At 71.0% G+C, this 20,686-nt stretch carries 20 protein-coding genes; 7 read left to right on the top strand and 13 right to left on the bottom strand.

What is annotated here, in order from left to right; translation table 11 throughout:
• The first annotated feature begins 167 nt into the window (after positions 1-167).
• The gene (locus tag AB0I04_RS22100; RefSeq protein ID WP_360887173.1) at positions 168-872 is read left to right on the top strand and encodes a GntR family transcriptional regulator; all 705 of its coding nucleotides are present in this window, start codon (positions 168-170) and stop codon (positions 870-872) included.
• Between the two features lie 256 nt (positions 873-1,128).
• Here AB0I04_RS22100 and AB0I04_RS22105 read toward each other — a convergent pair whose 3' ends face one another.
• Positions 1,129-2,052 (bottom strand): hypothetical protein, encoded by a 924-nt coding sequence (locus AB0I04_RS22105; protein WP_360887176.1) that lies wholly within the window; start codon positions 2,050-2,052, stop codon positions 1,129-1,131.
• Positions 2,049-2,606 carry a sigma-70 family RNA polymerase sigma factor gene (locus AB0I04_RS22110; RefSeq protein ID WP_360887179.1) on the bottom strand — a complete coding sequence of 186 codons (558 nt, stop codon included), beginning with the start codon at positions 2,604-2,606 and terminating at the stop codon, positions 2,049-2,051. The genes AB0I04_RS22105 and AB0I04_RS22110 overlap by 4 nt, the downstream gene beginning before the upstream one ends.
• Positions 2,607-2,859: 253 nt before the next feature.
• On the opposite strand from AB0I04_RS22110, the gene AB0I04_RS22115 reads away from it, so the two are divergent.
• Together AB0I04_RS22115 and AB0I04_RS22120 are read left to right on the top strand one after the other, a co-directional pair.
• The gene (locus AB0I04_RS22115; RefSeq protein ID WP_360887182.1) at positions 2,860-4,506 is read left to right on the top strand and encodes a hypothetical protein; all 1,647 of its coding nucleotides are present in this window, start codon (positions 2,860-2,862) and stop codon (positions 4,504-4,506) included.
• 158 nt (positions 4,507-4,664) lie between these two features.
• Complete coding sequence (locus AB0I04_RS22120) at positions 4,665-6,548, top strand: peptidoglycan recognition family protein (protein WP_360887185.1); 1,884 nt, start codon at positions 4,665-4,667, stop codon at positions 6,546-6,548.
• Between the two features lie 82 nt (positions 6,549-6,630).
• Here AB0I04_RS22120 and AB0I04_RS22125 read toward each other — a convergent pair whose 3' ends face one another.
• The 6 genes from AB0I04_RS22125 to AB0I04_RS22150 form a co-directional block, all read right to left on the bottom strand.
• The gene (locus AB0I04_RS22125; protein WP_360887188.1) at positions 6,631-8,175 is read right to left on the bottom strand and encodes a family 10 glycosylhydrolase; all 1,545 of its coding nucleotides are present in this window, start codon (positions 8,173-8,175) and stop codon (positions 6,631-6,633) included.
• Positions 8,176-8,566: 391 nt separating this feature from the next.
• Positions 8,567-9,640: a zinc ribbon domain-containing protein gene (locus AB0I04_RS22130; protein WP_360887191.1), complete on the bottom strand. Its 1,074-nt coding sequence runs from the start codon at positions 9,638-9,640 to the stop codon at positions 8,567-8,569.
• Positions 9,641-9,673: 33 nt separating this feature from the next.
• Positions 9,674-9,928 (bottom strand): hypothetical protein, encoded by a 255-nt coding sequence (locus tag AB0I04_RS22135; protein WP_360887193.1) that lies wholly within the window; start codon positions 9,926-9,928, stop codon positions 9,674-9,676.
• 276 nt (positions 9,929-10,204) lie between these two features.
• Positions 10,205-11,401, bottom strand: coding sequence for an MFS transporter (locus AB0I04_RS22140; RefSeq protein WP_360887197.1), 1,197 nt, complete (start codon positions 11,399-11,401; stop codon positions 10,205-10,207).
• An 87-nt stretch (positions 11,402-11,488) separates the two neighbouring features.
• Positions 11,489-12,010 (bottom strand): TetR/AcrR family transcriptional regulator, encoded by a 522-nt coding sequence (locus AB0I04_RS22145; RefSeq protein ID WP_360887200.1) that lies wholly within the window; start codon positions 12,008-12,010, stop codon positions 11,489-11,491.
• A 32-nt stretch (positions 12,011-12,042) separates the two neighbouring features.
• Entirely contained in the window at positions 12,043-12,630 is a 588-nt protein-coding gene (locus tag AB0I04_RS22150; RefSeq protein ID WP_360887202.1) for a TetR/AcrR family transcriptional regulator, read from the bottom strand.
• Positions 12,631-12,700: 70 nt separating this feature from the next.
• Between AB0I04_RS22150 and AB0I04_RS22155 the strand changes: the two genes are divergently transcribed.
• Positions 12,701-13,393, top strand: coding sequence for an SDR family oxidoreductase (locus tag AB0I04_RS22155; RefSeq protein WP_360887204.1), 693 nt, complete (start codon positions 12,701-12,703; stop codon positions 13,391-13,393).
• 67 nt (positions 13,394-13,460) lie between these two features.
• Positions 13,461-14,615, top strand: a complete 1,155-nt coding sequence (locus AB0I04_RS22160; RefSeq protein WP_360887207.1) for a cysteine desulfurase family protein — start codon at positions 13,461-13,463, stop codon at positions 14,613-14,615.
• Between the two features lie 101 nt (positions 14,616-14,716).
• Here AB0I04_RS22160 and AB0I04_RS22165 read toward each other — a convergent pair whose 3' ends face one another.
• Together AB0I04_RS22165 and AB0I04_RS22170 are read right to left on the bottom strand one after the other, a co-directional pair.
• On the bottom strand, positions 14,717-15,718 hold the full coding sequence (locus AB0I04_RS22165) for a DUF695 domain-containing protein (RefSeq protein WP_360887210.1): 1,002 nt from the start codon (positions 15,716-15,718) through the stop codon (positions 14,717-14,719).
• Between the two features lie 235 nt (positions 15,719-15,953).
• On the bottom strand, positions 15,954-16,568 hold the full coding sequence (locus AB0I04_RS22170; protein WP_360887213.1) for a hypothetical protein: 615 nt from the start codon (positions 16,566-16,568) through the stop codon (positions 15,954-15,956).
• A 139-nt stretch (positions 16,569-16,707) separates the two neighbouring features.
• Between AB0I04_RS22170 and mnmA the strand changes: the two genes are divergently transcribed.
• Positions 16,708-17,805 (top strand): tRNA 2-thiouridine(34) synthase MnmA, encoded by a 1,098-nt coding sequence (gene mnmA, locus AB0I04_RS22175; protein ID WP_360887216.1) that lies wholly within the window; start codon positions 16,708-16,710, stop codon positions 17,803-17,805.
• An 11-nt stretch (positions 17,806-17,816) separates the two neighbouring features.
• Here mnmA and AB0I04_RS22180 read toward each other — a convergent pair whose 3' ends face one another.
• Positions 17,817-18,122, bottom strand: a complete 306-nt coding sequence (locus tag AB0I04_RS22180; RefSeq protein ID WP_360887219.1) for a transcriptional regulator — start codon at positions 18,120-18,122, stop codon at positions 17,817-17,819.
• Positions 18,122-18,562, bottom strand: coding sequence for a hypothetical protein (locus AB0I04_RS22185; protein ID WP_360887222.1), 441 nt, complete (start codon positions 18,560-18,562; stop codon positions 18,122-18,124). Before AB0I04_RS22185 ends, AB0I04_RS22180 begins: the two co-directional genes overlap by 1 nt.
• Before the next feature lie 116 nt (positions 18,563-18,678).
• Between AB0I04_RS22185 and AB0I04_RS22190 the strand changes: the two genes are divergently transcribed.
• Positions 18,679-19,494: an LLM class F420-dependent oxidoreductase gene (locus tag AB0I04_RS22190; protein ID WP_360887225.1), complete on the top strand. Its 816-nt coding sequence runs from the start codon at positions 18,679-18,681 to the stop codon at positions 19,492-19,494.
• A gap of 19 nt (positions 19,495-19,513) precedes the next feature.
• Here the strand turns inward: AB0I04_RS22190 and AB0I04_RS22195 are convergent, their stop codons facing one another.
• The gene (locus AB0I04_RS22195; protein ID WP_360887228.1) at positions 19,514-20,680 is read right to left on the bottom strand and encodes a serine hydrolase domain-containing protein; all 1,167 of its coding nucleotides are present in this window, start codon (positions 20,678-20,680) and stop codon (positions 19,514-19,516) included.
• Positions 20,681-20,686: the final 6 nt, after the last annotated feature.

The raw sequence follows: 20,686 nt of genomic DNA on the forward strand, positions 1-20,686 counted from the left end.
TCATGTCGCGGACACCGGACCTTTGCCGGACGCGGCGTCCTGTTCGTCTCCGTCCCGGCCCCCGCGAGGACGGACGGTTTCGTTCAACATAGATATTGTTGAACAATCCAACAAGACTCTTGTGGTAAGATCTTTGTGTCCGGGTGACGATGGAGAGGGCGGTCCGGATGCCCCCTGAAAGCGTTGACGCGGTCACGGAGAGCCTGATCCGTGACCGGTCGCTACTCAGCCGGACCAGCACCACCGAGCGTGTGGCGGCCATCCTGCGCGACCGCATCACCGAGGGTCTGTTCCGGCCCGGTGACCGGCTGGTCGAAGAGACGATCGGGACCGCCCTGGGCGTGTCACGTAACACTCTGCGCGAGGCGTTCCGGTTGCTGTCCCATGAGCGACTGCTCGACCACCGGCTCAACCGCGGCGTCTTCGTTCGCGAGCTGAGCGTCGACGACGTCGTCGATCTGTTCCGCGTCCGCCGGCTGGTCGAGTGCACCGCGATACGCCACGCCGACACCGCGCCCGCCGCCGCGCTCCGTCACCTGCGCGAGGCGGTCGAGAGCGGTGAGCACGCCGCGACCGACCACGCCTGGCTCGCCGTCGGCACCGCGAACATGCGCTTCCACCAGGCCGTCGTCGAACTGGCCGGCAGTGCCCGGCTCGAGGAGATGATGCGTCAGGTCCTCGCGGAGCTGCGCCTCGTCTTCCACGTCATGAACGATCCGCGCACCTTCCACGAGCCCTATCTGGCGCGAAACCGCGACATCCTGAAGCTCGTCGAGGCCGGTGACCGCGACGGGTCCGAGGCGATGCTGAGCGGCTACCTCACCGAGGCCGAGCGCCAGCTCGTCGGCGCCTACTCTCTGCTCACCCGCTGATCGCCCAGGGGGCGTCGCCGCGGCCGCAGCTCACCGAAGAGATCACCAAGCGCGAGTAGCCCGCGCGCACGGCAACGCCCCGGCGGAGGCCCGCCGGTGCGTTCCCGTGTTCGGGAAGCGTCACCTTGCCGTCGGCGTCGGAGACGGGGCGCCTGGACAGGGTCGCTCAGGCGTGCCTGTGTCCGTGGGTGTCACCTTGCCGTCGGAGACGGGACGCCTGGACAGGATCGCTCAGGCGTTCCCGCGTCGGTGGGCGTCACTTCGCCGTCGGCGTCGCCAACGGGGCGCCCGGAACCGGCGTGCGAGCGTCGTGGACCTGCCGCGTCGGGCCGACGAACAGCAGGACCTGGTTCTGTGCCCACGGGACGGCGTCGTGCACGAACCAGCCCGGCTGCACCTTCTCCGGCGGCACGCCGTTTCGGTACGGCGCGTTGTCGCCGTCGGCGCCCACGTACCGGTACTCCGGCACGGTGACGTGCCGCTTCTTCAGCATCGACACGACCTCGGCGACCGTACGCCCGCGGTAGGTCATCCCGTGCATGACCTCACCGGGCGCGTCGACCGGTGCGGTGGAGTTGTAGTGCTCACCGGGCCTGGCAGCACGCCCGAAGACGACCTGGGCGTGCTCCTTGTACCCGAGCGGGATCTTCACGCCCACCGGGCAGGCGCCGCCGCCCCCGGTGCGGCACCGTCCGGGCGCGGTGATCGTCTCGAGCGGGCCCTCCGACATCACCACCGTCCCGACGATCGTCGGAGACGCCGGGACCAGCGTCAGGTCGATGTTCATGCCGTGCGCGGCGAACTCCTTCCGGTACCGCGCCGGATCGGCCAGCGGGTCCTTGACCTTGACCACCAGGTACTTCCCCTGGGTCGAGAAGCTCAGCGCCGCCAGCTGGACCTTCACGGGCCCGCCGCTCGAGCGCTGTGACGGCGTGGGCGTCGTGTGCGTGCCGCCGGAGCCCGTGGAGGTGACGGCGACCGCGATCGCGACGGTGGCCGCGGCGGCGGCCAGCGGCACGCCGATGGTCAGCAGCCGGCCGCGCCGGGCCCGGTGTCGCGCCGGAACGGCGGTGGCGGTGATCTGTTCGGCCAGTTCGGTCCTGGCCTGCGGGCTTACCATGCGGGCGGCCTCCTCGTCGGTGATCGGCGCGAGCCGCCTGATCAGCTTGTCGTGGTTCATGCGTGCTCTTCCTCCGCGATCCGCGCTCGTCGCAGATGCGACTCCCCGTTGGCGTCCCTGCTCTTCAGCTCGCGCGCGAACCGCTTGCGCGCCCGGTGCAGCCGGATGCGCACGGCGTTGCGGGAGCAGCCGAGCACGGTCGCGATCTGACCGGCGTCCAGGCCTTCCCAGCCGACCAGGGACAGCAGTTCGCGGTCGTCGTCGGACAGGCTGCGGAACGCTTCCGCGACCGCCCCGGACTCGATGTGGTGATCGGCGGCCCGGTCGGCGTTGCCGAGTTCGGTACGCAGCCGGTCGCCGAGGGCCGTGCGCCGCCGCTCGCCGCGCCGGTGGTTGGCCAGGACCCGGCGCGCCACGCCGAACAACCATGGGCGGGCCCGGTCGCCGGCCGGGATCTCGTCGAGCCGCCGCCAGGCGACCAGGAAGGTCTCGGCGAGGACGTCGGCGGCGTCGTGACCGTCCTCGGTGCGGCGCATGACGTACCCGAGGACCGGGTCATGGCAGGCGGCGTAGATCTCCTCGAATCTTCGCCTTCTCTCGTCGAGAGGTCCCAAGGACCCTCTCCTCTCGGTCGGTGCCGGCCCGCGGATGCGCGCGGTCACCTCGGACGTGTCCGGCCGATCCGTAGCATTTCGCGGATCTTCGAGCAGCCATGGTGAGGTCGCCCGGGCCGGCGGCCACGTCCTCCTGAGCCGGGAACGACCGCCCGGCCGTCCCACCAGGCCGTGAAATGCCCGACGAGGTGCCGGACACCCATCGGGCGGAGGCCGTCGCCGTGACGGTCCCGGTCCCCTCGAAGGAGATCTCTTGGCACTCGTCAGAGCCGTCGTGGCGTTCGGAGCCATGGCCGCCCTCACCGCCGGTACGGTTCAGGCTGCCCATGCCGCACCGCGACCGGTCACGTCCACGCCGGCCGGCAAGGCGCAAGACCTCAAGAGCAAGATCGTCACCGGCGGGCCGATGCGCAAGCCGATCCCGCTCGGCAGCCGCCGGTTCGCGGGGCCGACACCGACCGTGAAAGTCGACGTCCTCGACCGCGCCGGAGCCGCGCCGACGGCGGACAACGTGTCCTCGGTGGAGTTCATGGCGTTCGGCGGAGGCGACTGGTTCGAAGCCACGCCCGTCGACGGGCATCTCGAGGGCGCCATCCCCGCGGGTGACTACGCGGTCTACGCGCGCGTCAAGACGCCGGAGAAGACCGGCGTCACGTCGGCCACCCTCGTCTTCCGGTCGAAAGTCTCCATCACCGAAGACACCTCCCTCACGCTCGACGCCCGGCAGGGCCGGCCGGTCACGGCGGCCGTGGACCGCGCCGACGCGGGGGTGAAGGACCTCACCGTCCAACTGACCCAGGACCTCGGATCCGGACCGGAGACGGTCGCGCTGGACGGGGGCCCGGACTTCTACATCACGCCGGCCGGGACCGACGGTGAGCTCACCTACCGTGTCCAGGCGACGCTGACCAGGAAGGGCGCCGAGACCGGCAGCCCGTACGTGTACGACATCGCCGTCGCGTCGCCCGGCATTCCCGCCGACCCGGTCCTCCGGGCCCGGACGAGCGCGCTGGCGGCCGTGCGGACCACCTACGCGGCGGAAGGCGGTCCGGCCTGCGGCGGAACGCACGCCGGGGTGGACTGGGGCGCCGCGATCAGCATCCTTCCCTACACGGGACTCGGCTCGCTGCCGACCACCCGCACCGAGTACTTCACGCCGGGACTCGACTGGTCGGTCGACGATATGGTCACCGGCGCCGACTGCGGGTTCGCGTTCGGCGACACCGACGTCCGGACCCGCAAGGTGAACTTCCCGCGTGCCGGGTCGTACACGCGGGCATGGAACGCGGCGCCGCTCGGCCCGTCCGCCGGCTTGATCTACTGGAGCGCCAACGGCCCAGGCGGGGAGCCGGCCCTGATCACGCCGATGCTGTCCTCCGCCGACGCGAAGAGCGAACTCGGGCCGTACGCGCACATGACGGGCACCTCGACCCTGCGCGATGCCGCCGGGAAGGTCGTCGCCACGAGCGACGTCCCCGGCACGAGCAACGGCTGGACCGCGCCCGGGCCGGGCAAGTACACGCTCACGATCGACGCCGAGCGCGCCGCCCCCTGGTCCGCTCTGGCCACCAGGCAGCACGACGTGTGGGACCTGACCGTGGACGACGGCCCGAAGGTGACACTGCCGGCGCTCCGCTACCGCACGGCGCTGGACGCGGACAGCCGTGGCAAGGCCGGCGCGGACCAGGCCGTCACCGTCGTGCCCGACGGCACCGACGGCACCCCGACGCTGCGGGTCTCCTACGACGACGGTGCGACCTGGGCCGACGTCGCGCTGCACAAGGACGGCACGGCGTGGACCGGGACCGTTCACAACCCGTCGTCCGGCTACGTGTCGCTGCGCACCGCCGTCGCGGGAGTGGTCGACCAGACGGTGATCCGCGCCTACGGCGTCCGCTGACGGAACGACCGGCCGCCGGGGATCGCGGCCGTACGGCGTGATCCCCGGCGGCCCGCTGTCCGCAAGCGAAATAGCAGCCAATTCCGACGTTTCGGTTGACGCGATCTGACCGCTCCGGCAGTCTTCCGGGGTCTATTCGATCTTGGGGGATCACCGAGATGTCCAACCGACGTCGCGCGATCGGCGCGGGGGCCGCCCTGGTGGCGGCCGTCGCCGCCGGCGCCGTCTATGCCCAGCAGTCCTCGTCCTTGTCAGCGGCGGGTCTGCAGTCTTCGTCCTCGCCGACACGGCAGACGGCGTACGCCGTCGCGGCGAAGCGCTACAAGGTGCCGGAGAGCGTCCTGCTCGGCGTGTCGTACCTGGAGTCGCGCTGGGACACCAACGGCGGCCTGCCGAGCGTGAGCGGCGGGTACGGCCCGATGCACCTGACCCAGGTCGCCGCCGCCTCGGGCGGCGGGATCGAGCAGGGCGGCGGTGACGACTTCGGCGCCGCCGCCGCGCCGAAGACCGCCGCGGTCGCGGAACCGCAGACCCTGCCGGAGGCGGCCCGGCTGACCGGCGTCGACGTGGGGAAGCTGCGTATCAACCCGGTCGCCAACATCGCGGGCGGCGCGGCGCTGCTGGCGAAGTACCAGCGGGACGCGCACAAACCGCTCGGCGCCGACCCGGCCCAGTGGTACGCCGCCGTCACCCGCTACGGCGGGACCGCCTGGTTCGCCGACGAGGTCTTCTCGGTGATCCGCTCCGGCGAGACCCGGACCACCGACGACGGCCAGCGGGTCACGCTCGCCGCCGACCCCAAGGCCGCCCCGGTCGCCGCGAAGGGAGTGGCCGCCGCGGCGGCCACCGACTGCCCGGCGAGCCTGAAGTGCGAGTGGATCCCCGCGCCGTACAAGCAGCTGGACCCCAAGGACCCGTCCAAGTACGGCAACCACGAAAAGGCGAACCGGCCCGCCCAGCAGAAGATCGACTTCATCGTCATCCACGACACGGAGTCGTCGTACGCGTCGGCGGTGAAGTCGGTGCAGGACCCGACCTACCTGGGGTGGCACTTCACGATCCGCTCGAAGGACGGGCACATCGCCCAGCACGTGCGGGTCAAGGACGTCGGCAAGCACGCCGGGAACTGGTACATCAACTCGAAGTCGATCGGCGTCGAGCACGAGGGCTACGTCGCCAAGGGCGCGTGGTACACCGAGGCGATGTACCGCGCCTCGGCGAAGCTGGTCGGCCACCTGGCCGCGACCTACGGCGTCCCGCTCGACCGGGGGCACATCCTCGGCCATGACAACGTGCCCGGCCGGGCCATGAGCGCCGTCTCCCAGATGCACCAGGACCCGGGCCCGTACTGGGACTGGGCGCACTACTTCAGCCTGCTCGGCAAGCCGCTGAAGGGCTCGACCACAGTTAAGTCCCGGGTGATGATCCTGCCGAACTACGCCAAGAACAAGGTGGCGTACACGGGCTGCGACTCCGCCCACCCGTCCGCCAAGTGCCCGTCGCACGGCGGCGCGTCCATCATGCTGCGCACCAAGCCCGGCAAGACCGCCCCGCTGGTCAAGGACGTCGGGCTGCACCCCGGCAGCGGCAAGGCGACGATGAGCGTCTACGACCACTCCGCGCGGGCCTCGACCGGCCAGACCTACGCGGTCGCCGGGAAGAGCGGCTCGTGGGTCGCGATCTGGTACCTGGGGCAGAAGGCCTGGTTCTACAACCCCAGGTCCAACCGCACCGCCGTAGCGGCGCCGGGCAAGATCGTCACCCTCAAGAAGTCGGCGAAGATCTGGGGCATGGCCTACCCGGCCAAGCTGAGCGTCACCCCGCCGGCGGACAGGGTCGCCGAGCCGCTGAAGTACACGGTCGCCGCGGGACAGAAGTACGCCCTCCTCGGCAGCGAGACCGGTGAGTACTACCACTCGGTCACGTACGACAGCACCAAGCACGTGCTGTACAAGGACTCGACGAAGTACTACGAGATCCAGTTCGGTCACCGTGCCTACTTCGTGAAGACCTCCGACGTGACGGTCTCCACCGTCGGCTGACCCGTATCCGGCACACCGCCGTGACCTCCGGAGCGGGAGGTCACGGCGGTGTCGTGTCACTGGAGCCGGTGGGCGTCCCGTCTCACTGGAGCCCGGTGGGCGTCCCCCCGCTCTCGTTCCACAGGCGGTCCAGTGCGGTGACGACGTAGACGTACGCCCGGCCCGGCTCGGCGGTGCCGTCGGTGAAGGACGTGCCGCCGGTCACGGCGACCCGGTGGGCCTCGTCGAGGTCGCACCCGGCGGCCGGGCCGTCGAACCGGTAGACCGCGTACCGCGCCGCCCCTCGGACCGGCCGCCAGGTGACCGTGGAGCCCTCGACGACGGGCTGCGGCCGGTGCGGGGCGCGCCCGCCGAGCCGCGGCATGAGCGGCACCAGCGCCGGGCGGGCGTAGTGGTCGGCGACCATGCGGCTCACCGCGCCGATCCGGTCGGCGTCCATGTCCTTGGCGCTGAAGTGGATGTCCCCGGCCACCTGCGGATACGCCTGATCGAACGTGAGGTGCCGGGACAGCTCGGCCGGGTCCTGCCAGGGTGCGGCCTGCCCGGCGGCGCCCTGCCGGTAGTCGGCCTGGCCGATGTACAGCTGCACGCCCGTGCCGGCGACCTGCCGGGCCCACCACGGGACGAGCTTGGCGTAGTCGGCGATCGCGAACCCGATGTACCAGTAGACCTGCGGGGCGATGTAGTCGATCCACCGCTTCTTCACCCAGCCGCGCGTGTCGGCCGAGATCGCGGTGTACGACTCGGTGCCGTTCGTGTCCGAGCCCTCGGGGTCGGAGGTCTTGTTCCGCCAGATGCCGAACGGGCTGATCCCGAACTTCACCCACGGTTTGAGGGCGTGGATCCGGCGGTCCATCTCCCGTACGAGCAGGTCGATGTTGTGCCGCCGCCACGACGCCTTGTCGGCGAACCCGGAGCCGTACCGGGCGAACGTCGCGTCGTCGGGGAAGTCCGCGCCGCCGCTCGGATAGGGGTAGAAGTAGTCGTCGAAGTGGACACCGTCGATGTCGTAGCGGCGCACCGCGTCGAGCATCGCGCGTTCGACGAAGCGGCGGACGGCGGGGATGCCCGGGTCGTAGTAGAGCTTGCCGCCGTACGGGTGCACCCAGCCGGGATGGCGGCGGGCAGGGTGGTCCGGCGTCAGCAGGCTCGGGTCGGCCTTCATCGACACCCGGTACGGGTTGAACCACGCGTGGAACTCCAGGCCCCGCGCGTGCGCTTCGCGGACCAGGAACGCCAGCGGGTCGTATCCCGGGTTCTTGCCCTGCGTGCCGGTCAGCCACTGGGACCAGGGCTCGTACGGGGACGGCCAGAACGCGTCGGCCGTCGGCCGTACCTGGACGAACACCGCGTTCAGGTGCCGGGCGACGGCGTTGTCGAGCAGGCGGACGTACTCCGCCTGCTGGCGGGCGATCGGCAGGCCGGGCGAGGACGGCCAGTCGATGTTGGTGACGGAGGCGATCCAGACGCCGCGCAACTGGCGCTGGGCCGTCGCGGGCGCCGAGCAGGATCGGATACGTCCGGTGGGCCGGGTACGGGCGCCGGCGGGGGCGGCGAGAGGCCCGGCGGCGAGTGCGCCGCCGAGCAGCGCGGCGGTGGCGAGGGACAGGACGTGGCGAAGGACCATGCAGCTCTCCTCAGGCTCTTGAAGAGAACTTACGATCACTAATTGATCGATGTAAATGATTCACTTCGCGTGTCGCCGTGGTGGGTCCGGCCGAGAGGTGCGCAAAAGGGCGAATCGCCTGTTCAGCGGATGTTCGGCGGTCGTTACGGGTGATCGAGCTGTGCCTTTGTGTGGGCCGACCATAGCGTGCCCGTCGTCCCAGCCCGAGCTGAACTCCGCCATGTTCGCCTCCGGCTACATGGTTGAGTCGTTCTTCAAGTTGCCCACGGCCTGGAACAGGACCGCAACGGCTGGGCGGCCCCGCTGAGCCGGCGGGGCATGAGCGGTGAGGCCAAGAAGACCGGCGGTGACCCGGAAGAGCCGGTCGCGACGCTCAGCGTCTCTGATCAGCTTAGGGATCCGTAGTCACATTGGGTGTTGTGACTGGGGGATCTGCCCATCGTGGTGGGGTGGCGTGGGCGTGCAGGTGGAATCCTGCGCCCAGCGCTGCCCCTCGCGGCCGGTGCCGTGGGTGGTTCCGGCGGGTGGTGGGGGTGTTTGAGCTGATCGTACGCACGCCCTGGTGCCGCCAGGCCGCGCGGGGCGGCTTGCGGTCCGTGTGAACGTGTCCCTCCGTACGCTGACCCGCCGGCCTTTGGGGGCTGGGGGTGGAGGGTGCCCCGCGTCGCCTGGGCGCGGGGCGTGGGGTTCGGCGCGGGGTTGGTCCGGTCTTGGACCGGTCACCCCCGCTGGCCTGGTGTTGCTCGGGCGCGGTCGGGGCGACGACCGCGCGGACTTCGAGCGTGTCGACGATGCGGCTGATGGTCATCTGACCGGTGGCGCGGTTGACGGTGGTGTTGTGCTGGTGGGTCAGGCCACGGGCGGCGATGCGCCGCCACGCGCCATGATCACGGTCGCCCTGCCAGCCGCAGTCCCGGTCGGGGCAGATCGCCCATTTCAATCCGGGTGTGGTGGGCCGGTCGGGTGCTTTGCAGTGCCGCAGCGGCACCAGGCACTGCGGGCAGCGCCTGGAGGTGTTGCGGGCCGGGACGGTGACGACGGCGATGCCGACCTCGGTGGCCAGGTGCCGCATGTTACCGACGATCTTCCCGCGCACGGTCTGGGACAGTCGGGTGTTGAGGGTGCGGCCCATGCCCTTGGCCTCCATCGACCGCAGATCCTCCACATAGATCACACTCGCGTCCGCGGCGATCGCCTGATCCACGACCCACCGCGCCGCTGCCCAGGCCAGCGCGTCGTTCAGACCCGACCGTCGATCGGCCACATGCTCGCTCTCGGCCGTCAGTACGGCGTGCTCGGCGGCCAGATGATGATCCTCTTGGCTGCCGATGAGGCGGGCGTAGGAGTCGGTTTTGGCGTGCAGGTGTTCCCCATGGCGGCGCAGCCGGTGCTGGCGGGCCATCACCCCACCGGCCCTGAACATCGCCCCGGCCCCGAACGCGGTGATGGTGCCGTCGGGACGCAACCGGCAGGCCCCCGCGCTGAGCAGGGTGTTCAGTCAGGCCCTAGTCCACGCCCAGCGCCGTCGTGTGACCCTTGCGTTCGGCTTTGGGGACGGGGTGGGAGAACGCCAGATCGGCGTGCACCCGGCGGTCATCCCGGCGACTAGGTCCACGGCCCAGCCCACCCGCTCAGCCACCGTCCGGGCGGTCAGGGCCTCCCCGGTCTTCTCATCCACCCCACCACGCAGCAGCACCCGGGCGGTCGCCGTCCGGGCCACCTGATCGGCGGCCAACGGGAGCTTGTGGCTCATGCGACACGACCGGATGATGCGTGACCAGGCATATGCGCACAGTAGCGACCAGCGTGTGCATTCCGCGCGGTGATTCGAAAATTCGAGCGAGGTCAGCCCGTCAGGGCGTCGACTGCCCACCGGCGAAGATCGACCAGATCCTGCACGGTTGGTCGGCGACGTGCGCGTCGTCGACCGTGCCTGCCGGTCGGCCGATTCATGCTGGCCGGCACGGGCCGGTAGCGCAGGTCGGGGTGGTGGCACACGGGAGCCTCAACCCCGACCCGTTTCCGTGGATCAGGCCGCGAGCCGTACGGGCTCGGGCTCCACGTCGCGCTCGGCCGCCACCGCGAAGAGACGGCGGGTCGGCACGAAGCGGGCGCTGGCCGCGATGAGCAGGGCGAGGACGATCGCGAGGCTCAGCCCGACCCGCAGCGACGCCGCGTCGGCGAGGAACCCGATCACCACTGGCCCGAGCACCAGCCCGCCGTAGCCCATCGCGCCGACCTGCCCGACCGCCGCGGCGGACCGGCCGGGCACCACCGAGCCGGCCACCGAGATCATCGTCGGGATCACGGTGCAGACCGCCAGCCCGACCAGCCCGAAGCCGACGAGCGCGACCGGCGTCGCCGGGGCCAGGACCACGACCGTGATGGCGGCCGCCGTGCCCAGACCCGCGTACGTCAGCATCCGCCGGGTGCCCAGCCGGGCGCGGACCCGGTCGCCGACGAGCCGGCCGGCGAGCATGGCGGCCTCGAACAGCGGGTAGGCGAGGGCGGCGATCGACTGCGTCGCGCCGAGCTCGCGGTTGAGGTACAGCCCGCTCCAGTCCGCGATCGTGCCCTCCATCATGAAGGCGACGAACGCCAGCACGCCGATGAGGTACACGACGAGCGGCAGCCGCGCACGGCCCTTGCCGCCGGCGGCGGCCGTGGTGTCGGGGATGTAGGTGCGGCCGAGGACGATCGTCAGGGGGAAGGCGAGGATCGCGCCGCCGACGAGCGTCTCGGCGAACGACAGCCCGGCCGAGGCGCTCAGGGAACCGATCAGCCCGCCGGAGATGCCGCCCGCGCACCACCCGGCGTGCATGCCGTTCATGATGGGCCGTTCGTAGGACCGTTCCACGGCGCTGGCCTGCGCGTTCATGCCGATGTCGGTGAGTCCGAAGGCCATCCCGAACAGCGCGACCGCGACGAACAGCAGTGCCTTGGTGGGCGCCAGCCCGACCAGGGCCAGGCTGACCGCCGTCAGCGGCGCGGCGACCTTCAGGACCGCAGCGCCGCCCAGTCGTGCCATGACGCCTCGCAGGCCCTGCATCGCGATGATGGCGCCGATCCCCCAGACCAGGATGGCCACGCCGACATCGCCCTCCCTCATCCCGAACTTGTCCGCGAGGGCCGGCGTCCGTGACACCCAGACTCCGCAGAGCATGCCGGCCAGGGCGAACGTCAGCACGGTGCCCAGGCGGGCCCGGACGAGGACGCGAGACGTCATGATTTCACCTCATTCTGTGTGCCGTGTTGCGCACGGAAGGACCGGCACCCGATCGGGCGCCGGCTCGGTCGTTGGTGGTGGTGGCCGCTACAGGAGGGCGAGCAGCCGTTGGCGCAGCGTCTCCAGCTGCGCCTCGTCATAAAGGTCGGGGTCGTGCATCACGACCTCCCAGAGCCCCTCGGCCGCCAGCCGCGCGACCTGGGCGGCGACCGGATCCGGGTCGTCGGCGGGGTCGACGTCGTGCCAGCGGTGCATCGCCTCGCGAAGCTGCGTGAGCAGCGCCGGATCGGCGGCCGCCGCGCTGACCGTCGCCCATCGTCGCAGCAGCCGCGAGTGGTCGCGGTCCATGACGACGGCGAGGTTCGCCTCGACGAAGGCACGGGTGTACGACCCGGGGCCGCTCGTCTCGTACGAGGCGATCAGCGCGTCGAACTCCTCGATCAGCCGCTCCACCAGGCCCCTGATCAGGGCCTCTTTGTTGGGGAAGTGGTAGAGCAGCCCGCCCTTGCTGACCTGGGCGCGCTCGGCGACCGCGGACAGCGTGAGCGCCTGGGTGCCCTGCTCACAGAGCAGAGCCTCGGCGGCATCAAGGAGGGCATCTCGTTTCATGACATCTCTACTATACCGTCTGGACGGTACAGTTATTCCCCAATACGGACAGACCGCGCGATAAGCGCCGTGATGTCCCGGGCGGCGGCGTCGTTCAGCGGGGCGTGCTGAAACAACATGCGGTACCAGAGCAGGCCGTACACCACGTCCAGCAGCAGCCCGAGATCCTCGTCGGCGGAGATCTCGCCGCGGGCCACGGCGCGCTCCAGTATCGTGCGCAGCGCCGCGCGCCGGCCGGCGAGGAAGCGGTCACGGAACGCCTCGGCGAACACCGGGTCGAGCAGCGACTCGGCCAGCAGGCCCATCAGGATCGGCCGCGACGGCTCCTGCAGCTCGAACGTGCGGCGGAGGAAGGCGTCCAGGTCGGCTTCGAGGCCGCCTTCGTCGGGGATCGGGATGCCCTCCGACGCGACGTTCAGCAGGGCGTCGAGCGCCACCTCCGCCTTGGACCGCCACCACCGGTAGATCGTCTGTTTGCCGACGCCGGCCCGCGCGGCGATCCCCGCCATCGTCAGCTCGCCGTAGCCGCGATCGAGGAGTTCGTCGTGCGTCGCCTTGAGGATCGCCAGCCGGGCCGTTTCGCTGCGGGGACGTCCGGGCCGCCGAGTGTCGTCGCTCATGGCCTCACTTTACAAGACTCGGCGTCTCGAATATATTACGAGACGAAGCGTCTAAATATTTGGAGACATCATGCGCGTTGTCGTGATGGGCGGTACGTCGGGCATCGGGCTGGCGATCGCCGAGACCTGCGCCGCGAACGGTGACGAGGTGCTCGTGACCGGACGCGACCCGGAGAAGCTGGAGGCGGTCGCCGGCAAGGTCGCCGTGGCCGAGGCCGTGGACGGCCGGTCCGAAGAGGACGTGCGCGCGTTCTTCGCCCGGCACGGCCGATTCGACCACCTGGTCCTCACGCTGAGCAGTGCCAGCGGTGGCGGCACGTTGCGCGACCTCAAGCTGGACGACCTGCGCGCCGGCTTCGACGGCAAGTTCTTCCCCCACCTGCTGGCCGCGCAGGCGGCCCTCGACACGATCGCCGAGAACGGGTCGATCACCTTCATCACCGCCGCCAGCGCTCAGGGCTCGATGCCCGGCACGGCGGGTCTGGCGGCCGTCAATGGCGCGCTGGAGTGCGCCGTGCCGCCCCTGGCCGCAGAGCTGGCGCCGATCCGGGTCAACGCGGTCTCGCCGGGCGTGATCGACACGCCGTGGTGGGCATTCCTCCCGGAGGAGCAGCGGCGCGAGCAGTTCGCCGCCTTCGCCGAGCAGACCCCCGTCGGCCGGGTCGGCCGCCCACAGGACATCGCCGACGCGGTCCGCTACCTCATAGGCGCCGGCTTCGTCACCGGCACCGTGCTCAAGTGTGAGGGCGGCCTCACCCTCTGAGCCGCCATGGCCGGTCCGTGCCGCCGCCGTGGTCCGCCGGCGGCGGCGCGGATAGGCTGGGGCCGCCATGGTGTACCTGGATCACGCGGCGACCACGCCCATGCTGCCCGAGGCGATCGAGGCGATGACCGCGGAGCTCTCGCGCATCGGCAACCCGTCGTCACTGCACGCCTCCGGCCGCGCCGCCCGCCGCGTCGTCGAGGAGTCGCGGGAGATCATTGCCGAGGCGATGGGGACCCGGCCCAGCGAGGTGATCTTCACCAGCGGCGGCACCGAGGCCGACAACCTCGCCCTCAAGGGCGTCTTCTGGACCCGCCGGAGCGCCGACCCGGCCCGGACCCGCGTCCTCGTCAGCGCCATCGAGCACCACGCGGTGCTCGACTCCGCCCAGTGGCTCGCCGACCACGAGGGCGCGACCGTCGAGCACCTGCCCGTCGACCCGGACGGCCGCGTCCAGCCCGACACCCTCCGGACCGCGATCGACCGCGACCCCGGCACGGTCGCGGTCATCAGCGTCATGTGGGCCAACAACGAGATCGGCACCATCCAGCCGGTCGCCGAGCTCGCCGCGATCGCCCGCGAGCACGGCATCCCGTTCCACACCGACGCCGTCCAGGCGGTCGCGCAGCTCCCCGTCACGTTCGCCGCGGACGCCATGACCATCACCGGGCACAAGATCGGCGGACCGGTCGGCGCCGGCGCCCTGCTGCTCGCCAAGGGCCTCGACCCCGTCCCCGTCCTGCACGGCGGCGGCCAGGAGCGCGACGTACGATCCGGCACCCTCGACACCGCCGCGATCGTCGGCTTCGCCGCCGCGATGCGCGTCGCCGTGGCCCGCCGCACCGCCGAGGCCGAGCGACTCGCACGGCTCCGCGACGACCTCATCGACCGCGTCCGTACGGCCGTGCCCGACGTCGTGCTCAACGGCGACCCGAAGGACCGGCTCCCCGGCAACGCGCACCTGTCCTTCCCCGGCTGCGAGGGCGACGCGCTGCTGATGCTGCTCGACGCCCGGGGCGTCGAGTGCTCGACCGGCTCGGCGTGCTCCGCCGGCGTCGCCGAACCCAGCCACGTCCTCCTCGCGATGGGCGCCGACCTCGCGCGGGCCCGCGGCTCCCTGCGGTTCTCCCTCGGCCACACGACCACCCAGGCCGACATCGACGCCGTCGCGGAGGCCATCGCCCCCGTCGTCGAACGCGCCCGCCGCGCCGGCACCGCCTGACCGACCGGACGACGCGGTCAGGGTCCGCGTCGGCGGCTCAGCACCGCCTGGTCCGCGTCGGCGCCGTCCGATCTGGTCCGTCGTCAGCCGCACTCAAGGGGTCAGGGCTGGTACGGCTCCAGGACCTCCCACGCCGGGTCCGGCTGCGAGGAGACCTTCGCCCGGCCCTCCGCCCAGGCCGCCGCGAGCTGGTCCAGCTCCGCGACCACGCCGGAGTCCGGATCGACGTACAGGTGGAACACCCGCCGCCCGTCGCCGCTCTCGTGCGCGGCCAGGACGGCCCGCTCGCCCATCGCCTCGATCGACTTCTCGAACTCCCGCAGCGCCGACGACGACGGCTCGACCGGAAGCCGATCGGGGTTGGCGTGCGCGTACGGCAGCGCCACCGCGACGTACAGATCGCACAGCGGATGGTCCTGCCGGTGCAGCGGGAATCGCACGGCCACCCGGGCGGCGTGACCCAGCGGCGTGCGGCCCTCGCCGGTCAGCCATGCCGGCTCGGAGAACGGCGCCGCGACCTGCTGGACGACCGCGGACAGCATCGACGGCGGCAGCGCGTCCATCGGCTCCCCGGTGACGACCGTGACGTTGCCGATCCACCGCGCCACGTCGTCCTCGCCCAGCGCCCAGTCCAGCACGCGGTACGTGAGAGCGAGCTGCGTCTCCTCGGGCACGAACAGGAAGTCCGGGTGGTACGCCGTGACGTCGACGCGCGCCCGGCGCGCGTCCGCCCGCAGCCCCGTCTTCACGTAGCTGAGGTCGAACTCGTGGTCCTCGAGCTGAAGCTTGCCGTCCAGCATGTCCGGATCGGCGGCCCGCGCCGCGCGGTACTCCCAGCCGTCGTCGGGCGCGGCCCGATACCAGCGCTCGGCGATGCCGCGCAGCTCGCCCACCCCGCCGCCGCTAACCGTCAGGCTCGGCCCCGGACCGATCTCCCACTCGAGGTCGGGGTGCATCGCCTCGACGTGCTCGCTGATCTGCTCGGCGACGTCCTCGGGCACGCCGCCGTCCAGCCGTTCCCGAACCTCCGGCCACCACTCCCAGAACCGGGCGATGGCGGCGTTGGGCGACGGATTACCTGGAGAGCGTCGGAAGATTCCCATGGTGCGGCCAATCGTACGGCCGACGGTCACCGTTCCAGACTACGCACGCGCGTTTCCCCACCGAGATCTTAGGAGTGGGAGCAGGCCGACCGTCGCTCACCGTGACTGATTCGGTACGGAGCGACTTGACAGGAGCGTCTCTATGCGCGAACCTATGACCACTAGCCGACCTCATCGGGGTTCGGAAGTGAAGCCGGGAACCCCCGCACAGCCGGGAGCCCGGCTTCGCGCGTTTCTAGGACCGGCAAGCCACCTCGATCAAATTGGTGTGGGGTGCGTACCACCTCGACCAGTTGTCCTTCCCTTCGACGAGGTCGCGCCGCCAGGCTGCCGCTGCGGCATCGGCCATCCATAGACCGGGAGCCGTCGACGCCGGTGCCTGGTCGATCGGGAGGGCGAGGTCCAGAAAACCGCCGTCGCGCAGCCGGCCGATGGTACGGGCGTCGGCGGCTCGTAGCTTCGCGTCTTCGCGTTGTTCCAGCAAGATGCCGCCTGCCCCCTCCTTCGCCGCCAGGTGGGGGAGAAATTCCCAGAGAATTTTGGCGCGGATGCGCTCTCGTGCCTTGGGATCGGCGTACCCCGATGTCCAGCCGACTGCGAAGCGTGTCCCGCGCAGACTTGCCAGCAGGGTGGCGAGTTCATGCTTGCGATGCCGGTCTTTTATGCGCGACAGATGCAGCCGCCGGTGTCCCTTGGAGTGCACGTCTTCTTCTCGCACGAGGGCGCGGAGCAGTGCTTCGCACTGTGCAAGGTGGGCGGTCTCGATGATCGCCGCCGCGACTAGGTAGAGGCCGGGACGGGCGGGCGTCGGTTCGGCGTCGGCCTCGTCCAGGTATGCAAAGGATCCCACGCGGCGCACCGTAGACGATGTGAACACGCTTCGTGTGTGGATCGCTACAGATCGCAGCCGCTATTCCTGCTTCATCCGGGTATGTCGCTCGGGACGGTTGGGCGGGGAGGGGGTGGGAGCGCGTACCCTCGTTGAGGTCATGACTCTTCGCGTACTCGCCGCCATGTCGGGCGGTGTCGACTCCGCCGTGGCCGCCGCTCGCGCCGCCGAGGCGGGGCACGACGTGACCGGCGTGCACCTGGCGCTCTCGTCCAACCCGCAGTCGTACCGCACCGGCGCGCGGGGGTGTTGCACGCTTGAGGACGCCCGCGACGCGCGGCGGGCCGCCGACGTGATCGGCATTCCGTTCTACGTGTGGGACATGGCCGAGCGGTTCGACCGGGACGTCGTTCAGGACTTCGTCGCCGAGTACGCCGCGGGCCGTACGCCCAATCCGTGCCTACGCTGCAACGAGAAGATCAAGTTCCAGGCGCTGCTGGACAAGGCGCTCGCCCTGGGCTTCGACGCGGTGTGCACCGGCCACCACGCACGGCTGGTCGACGGGGTGTTGCGCCGGAGCGTCGACCTCGGCAAGGACCAGTCGTACGTCCTGGCGGTGTGCACGCGCGAGCAGCTGGCGCACGCGATGTTCCCGCTCGGTGACATCACCAAGGCGGAGGTGCGCCGGGAGGCCGAGCGCCGCGGGCTGGCGGTCGCCGACAAGCCGGACAGCCACGACATCTGCTTCATCGCCGACGGCGACACCCAGCGCTTCCTGGCCGACCGGCTCGGCGCGGAGAAGGGCCGGATCGTCGACACGTCGGGTGAGGTCCTCGGCGAGCACGAAGGCGCGTTCGCGTACACGATCGGCCAGCGCAAGGGCCTGCGGCTCGGCCGCCCGGCGCCCGACGGCCGGCCGCGTTACGTCCTCGACATCTCGCCGGTGGACAACACGGTGACGGTCGGACCCCGTGAGGCCCTGGACGTCCACGAGATCCACGGCGAGCGCCCGGTCTGGCTGGGCGAGCCGCTGACCGTGCCATACGACTGCCAGGTGCAGTTGCGGGCGCACGGCGAGGTGTACGACTGCACGGCGGTCCTGGACGGCGACGCGCTGCGGATCACGCTGCGCGCGCCCGCGCGCGGCGTGGCCAAGGGCCAGGCGGCGGTCCTGTACGACGGCGACCGCGTGCTCGGCTCGGCGACCATCGCGGCGACGTTCGCGCGCCCCGCCCTGCAGGGCGGAATGCGCGCCTGACTCCGCGCGGGTCACGCCTTCTGCTGGTGCCGAGCCGACGCCACGATCTGTTCCAGCGCCGCCGCGTGGCCTTCGAACGCGCTCCGTCCCTGGTCGGTGAGGCGAACGAGGGTGCGGCGCCCCTTGCCGGACCGCTCCTTGCGGACGGTGACGTATCCGGCCGCCTCCAGCGCGGCGACATGCTTGGACAGGGCGGAGTCGCTGGTCCCGATCGTTTCGCGGATGAAGCGGAACTCCACCCAGTCGGCGGGCGCGAGGAGCGCGACGATCGACAGTCGGGCCGGGACGTGGATGAACTCGTCGAACCGCGGTTCCATCACCCCTCCCGTCGCATCGTCGACCGTAGCCGACCGTACAGCCACGGGTTGACCAGCAGGAAGGTCACCGTCATGCCGGCGGCTCCGATCGTGTGCGGCAGCGGCAGGTCGACGGCGCCGGCCAGGCTGCGCAGGCCGACGTAGATCCCCAGCATGATCACGGCGGCCAGTGGCATCAAGACGGCGGCGCGGCCGGTGTACCGGGAGCGCTGGAGCCGGGCATTGCGACGCTTGATCGAGATACTGCTCATCACGGCGAGCAGGCAGCCGCCCATTCCGATGTAGGGGGTCGGGTCATCGGTGTAGTCCGCGACCGAGCACATGCCGAAGAGCACGATGGGCGCGGTGATGGCGTACCAGCGGGGGAGCCTCCCGATGGCGGCGTCGACGGTCTGTTCGTCGCGCTTCCGGATCTCGCGCAGCGCTTCTTCTGGAGTCAATGGATGCCCCTCTCCGCTAGTTCTTTCCTCAAAGGAAAGTACCCTCTACTTTCCTTTGAGGAAAGTAGAGGTGCTGGGGGAGCGGCCGGACCGACCGCCCGCGTAGGGTCGGGAGAATGAGATTCGGTGTATCGACCTTCGTGACCGATGAGGGCATCGGACCGGCCGAACTCGGGCGGGCGCTGGAAGAACGCGGGTTCGCGTCGCTGTACGTCGCCGAGCACACGCACATCCCGGTGAGCCGCGAGACGCCGTACCCGGGCGGCGGTGACCTGCCGCGCGTCTACTACCGGACCCTCGACCCGATCGTCGTGCTCACGGTGGCGGCCGTCGTGACCGAGCGGCTCACCCTGGGCACCGGCATCGCGCTCATCCCGCAGCGCGACCCCATCGTCTTCGCCAAGGAGATCGCCTCGCTCGACCTGATCTCCGGCGGGCGGGCGGCGGTCGGCATCGGCGGCGGCTGGAACCGCGAGGAGATGCTCGACCACGGCACCGACCCGAAGACCCGGATGGACCTCATGCGTGAGCGCGTCCTCGCCATGAGGGAGATCTGGACGAAGGACGAGGCGGAGTTCCACGGCGAGCACGTCGACTTCGACCCGATGTTCTCCTGGCCGAAGCCGGTACGGACCCCGCCGATCCTGGTCGGCGGCTGGGGGCCGAAGACGTTCGACCGCGTCCTGGAGTACGGCGACGGCTGGCTGCCGATCGCCGGGGAGGTCGACCGGCTCGCCGAGGGGGTCAGGGAGCTGCGCGAGCGTGCCGGCCGCCACGTCCCGGTCACCGTCTACGCCACTCCCGCCAAGCGCGAGGTCGTCGACAAGCTGATCGCCGCGGGAGTGGACGAGATCCTGCTGTTCCTGCCGACCAAGCCCGCTGACGAGACCCTCCGCCGCCTCGACACGATGGCCGACCTCATCGCCGACTAGCCGAACGCGGCCGCCGGGCTCAACGGTCTTCGGTCGACCTCCACAGGGCGCTGAGCAGTGCCCGGCGGCGGGAGTCGACGGGTTCGGCGTCCCGGAGTCGGTTCATGCAGTACGAGAAGCCGATGCGCTTCCGTGGCCAGGCGGCGTGCACGGACCCGCCGGCGCCGTCGTGGCCGAACGCGTCGGGTGCCGGGCCGAGGGCCCGCAACGGAGTCGGGAGCTGGAAGCCGACCCCGTAGGCCATCGGGTCCCCGCTGAACGGATCGGTGCCTTCGGCGAGCGGCGACCGTCCCTGCTCCACGGCGGCGGGACCGAGGAGGGTGACCCCGTCGAGTACGCCACCGCCCGCCAGGCAGCCGTACAGCCGCGCCATGGAACGAGCGGTGCCGATGGCTCCCGCACCCGGGATCTCGGCTTCGTGGAAGGCCCGCGAGTTCCACGGAATGCGGTCCGCGGGGAAGATCGGCGGATTGCGCCAGATCCGGTGGAACAGCTCGTCATCGGCCAGCTGACGAGGATCGGCGGCCGGGCCGGCGCCCCAGTCGGGGGCGTACTCGAGGGTGCTGACGCGGTGTTCGTACGCGGCGGGCAGGCCGATCCAGATGTCCAGCCCGAGCGGCGCGGCGACCTCCTCGGCGAAGAAACGTCCCACCGTCCGGCCGTCGACCCGGCGGATCAGCTCGCCGGCGAGCCAGCCGTAGGTCAGGGCGTGGTAGACGAGACCGGCTCGAGGATCGGGATCGGGCGCCTGGGAGGCGAGCAGGCCGGCGAGTTTTTGGGGGTCGGTGAGGTCGGCTTCGGCCAGCGGCGACCGGATCCCGGGCATCCGCGCCTGGTGCGAGACGACGTCACGGACGCGTATGTGGTCCTTACCCTCGGCGGCGAACTCCGGCCAGTGATCGGCGACCAGGTCATCGAGTCCGAGAAGGCCCCGGTCGATGAGCATCAGCAGGCAGACGGCGACCAGGCCCTTGGTCCCGGAGAAGATCAGCTGCAGTGTGTCCTGCCGCCAGGGCCGCCCGGCGGCACGGTCGGCGAGGCCGCCCCACAGGTCGACGACCGGCCGCCCGTCACGGACGGCGGCGAAGGCCGCACCCGCCTCTCCGCGGTCGGCGAAATTGCGCTCGAACTCCTCGGCCACCCGCTCGAAGCCGGGCGCCACGAATCCCTCGATGTTCAACGCCATGACGGT

This window comes from Actinoallomurus sp. NPDC050550 (assembly GCF_040655075.1).
GTDB lineage: Bacteria > Actinomycetota > Actinomycetes > Streptosporangiales > Streptosporangiaceae > Actinoallomurus.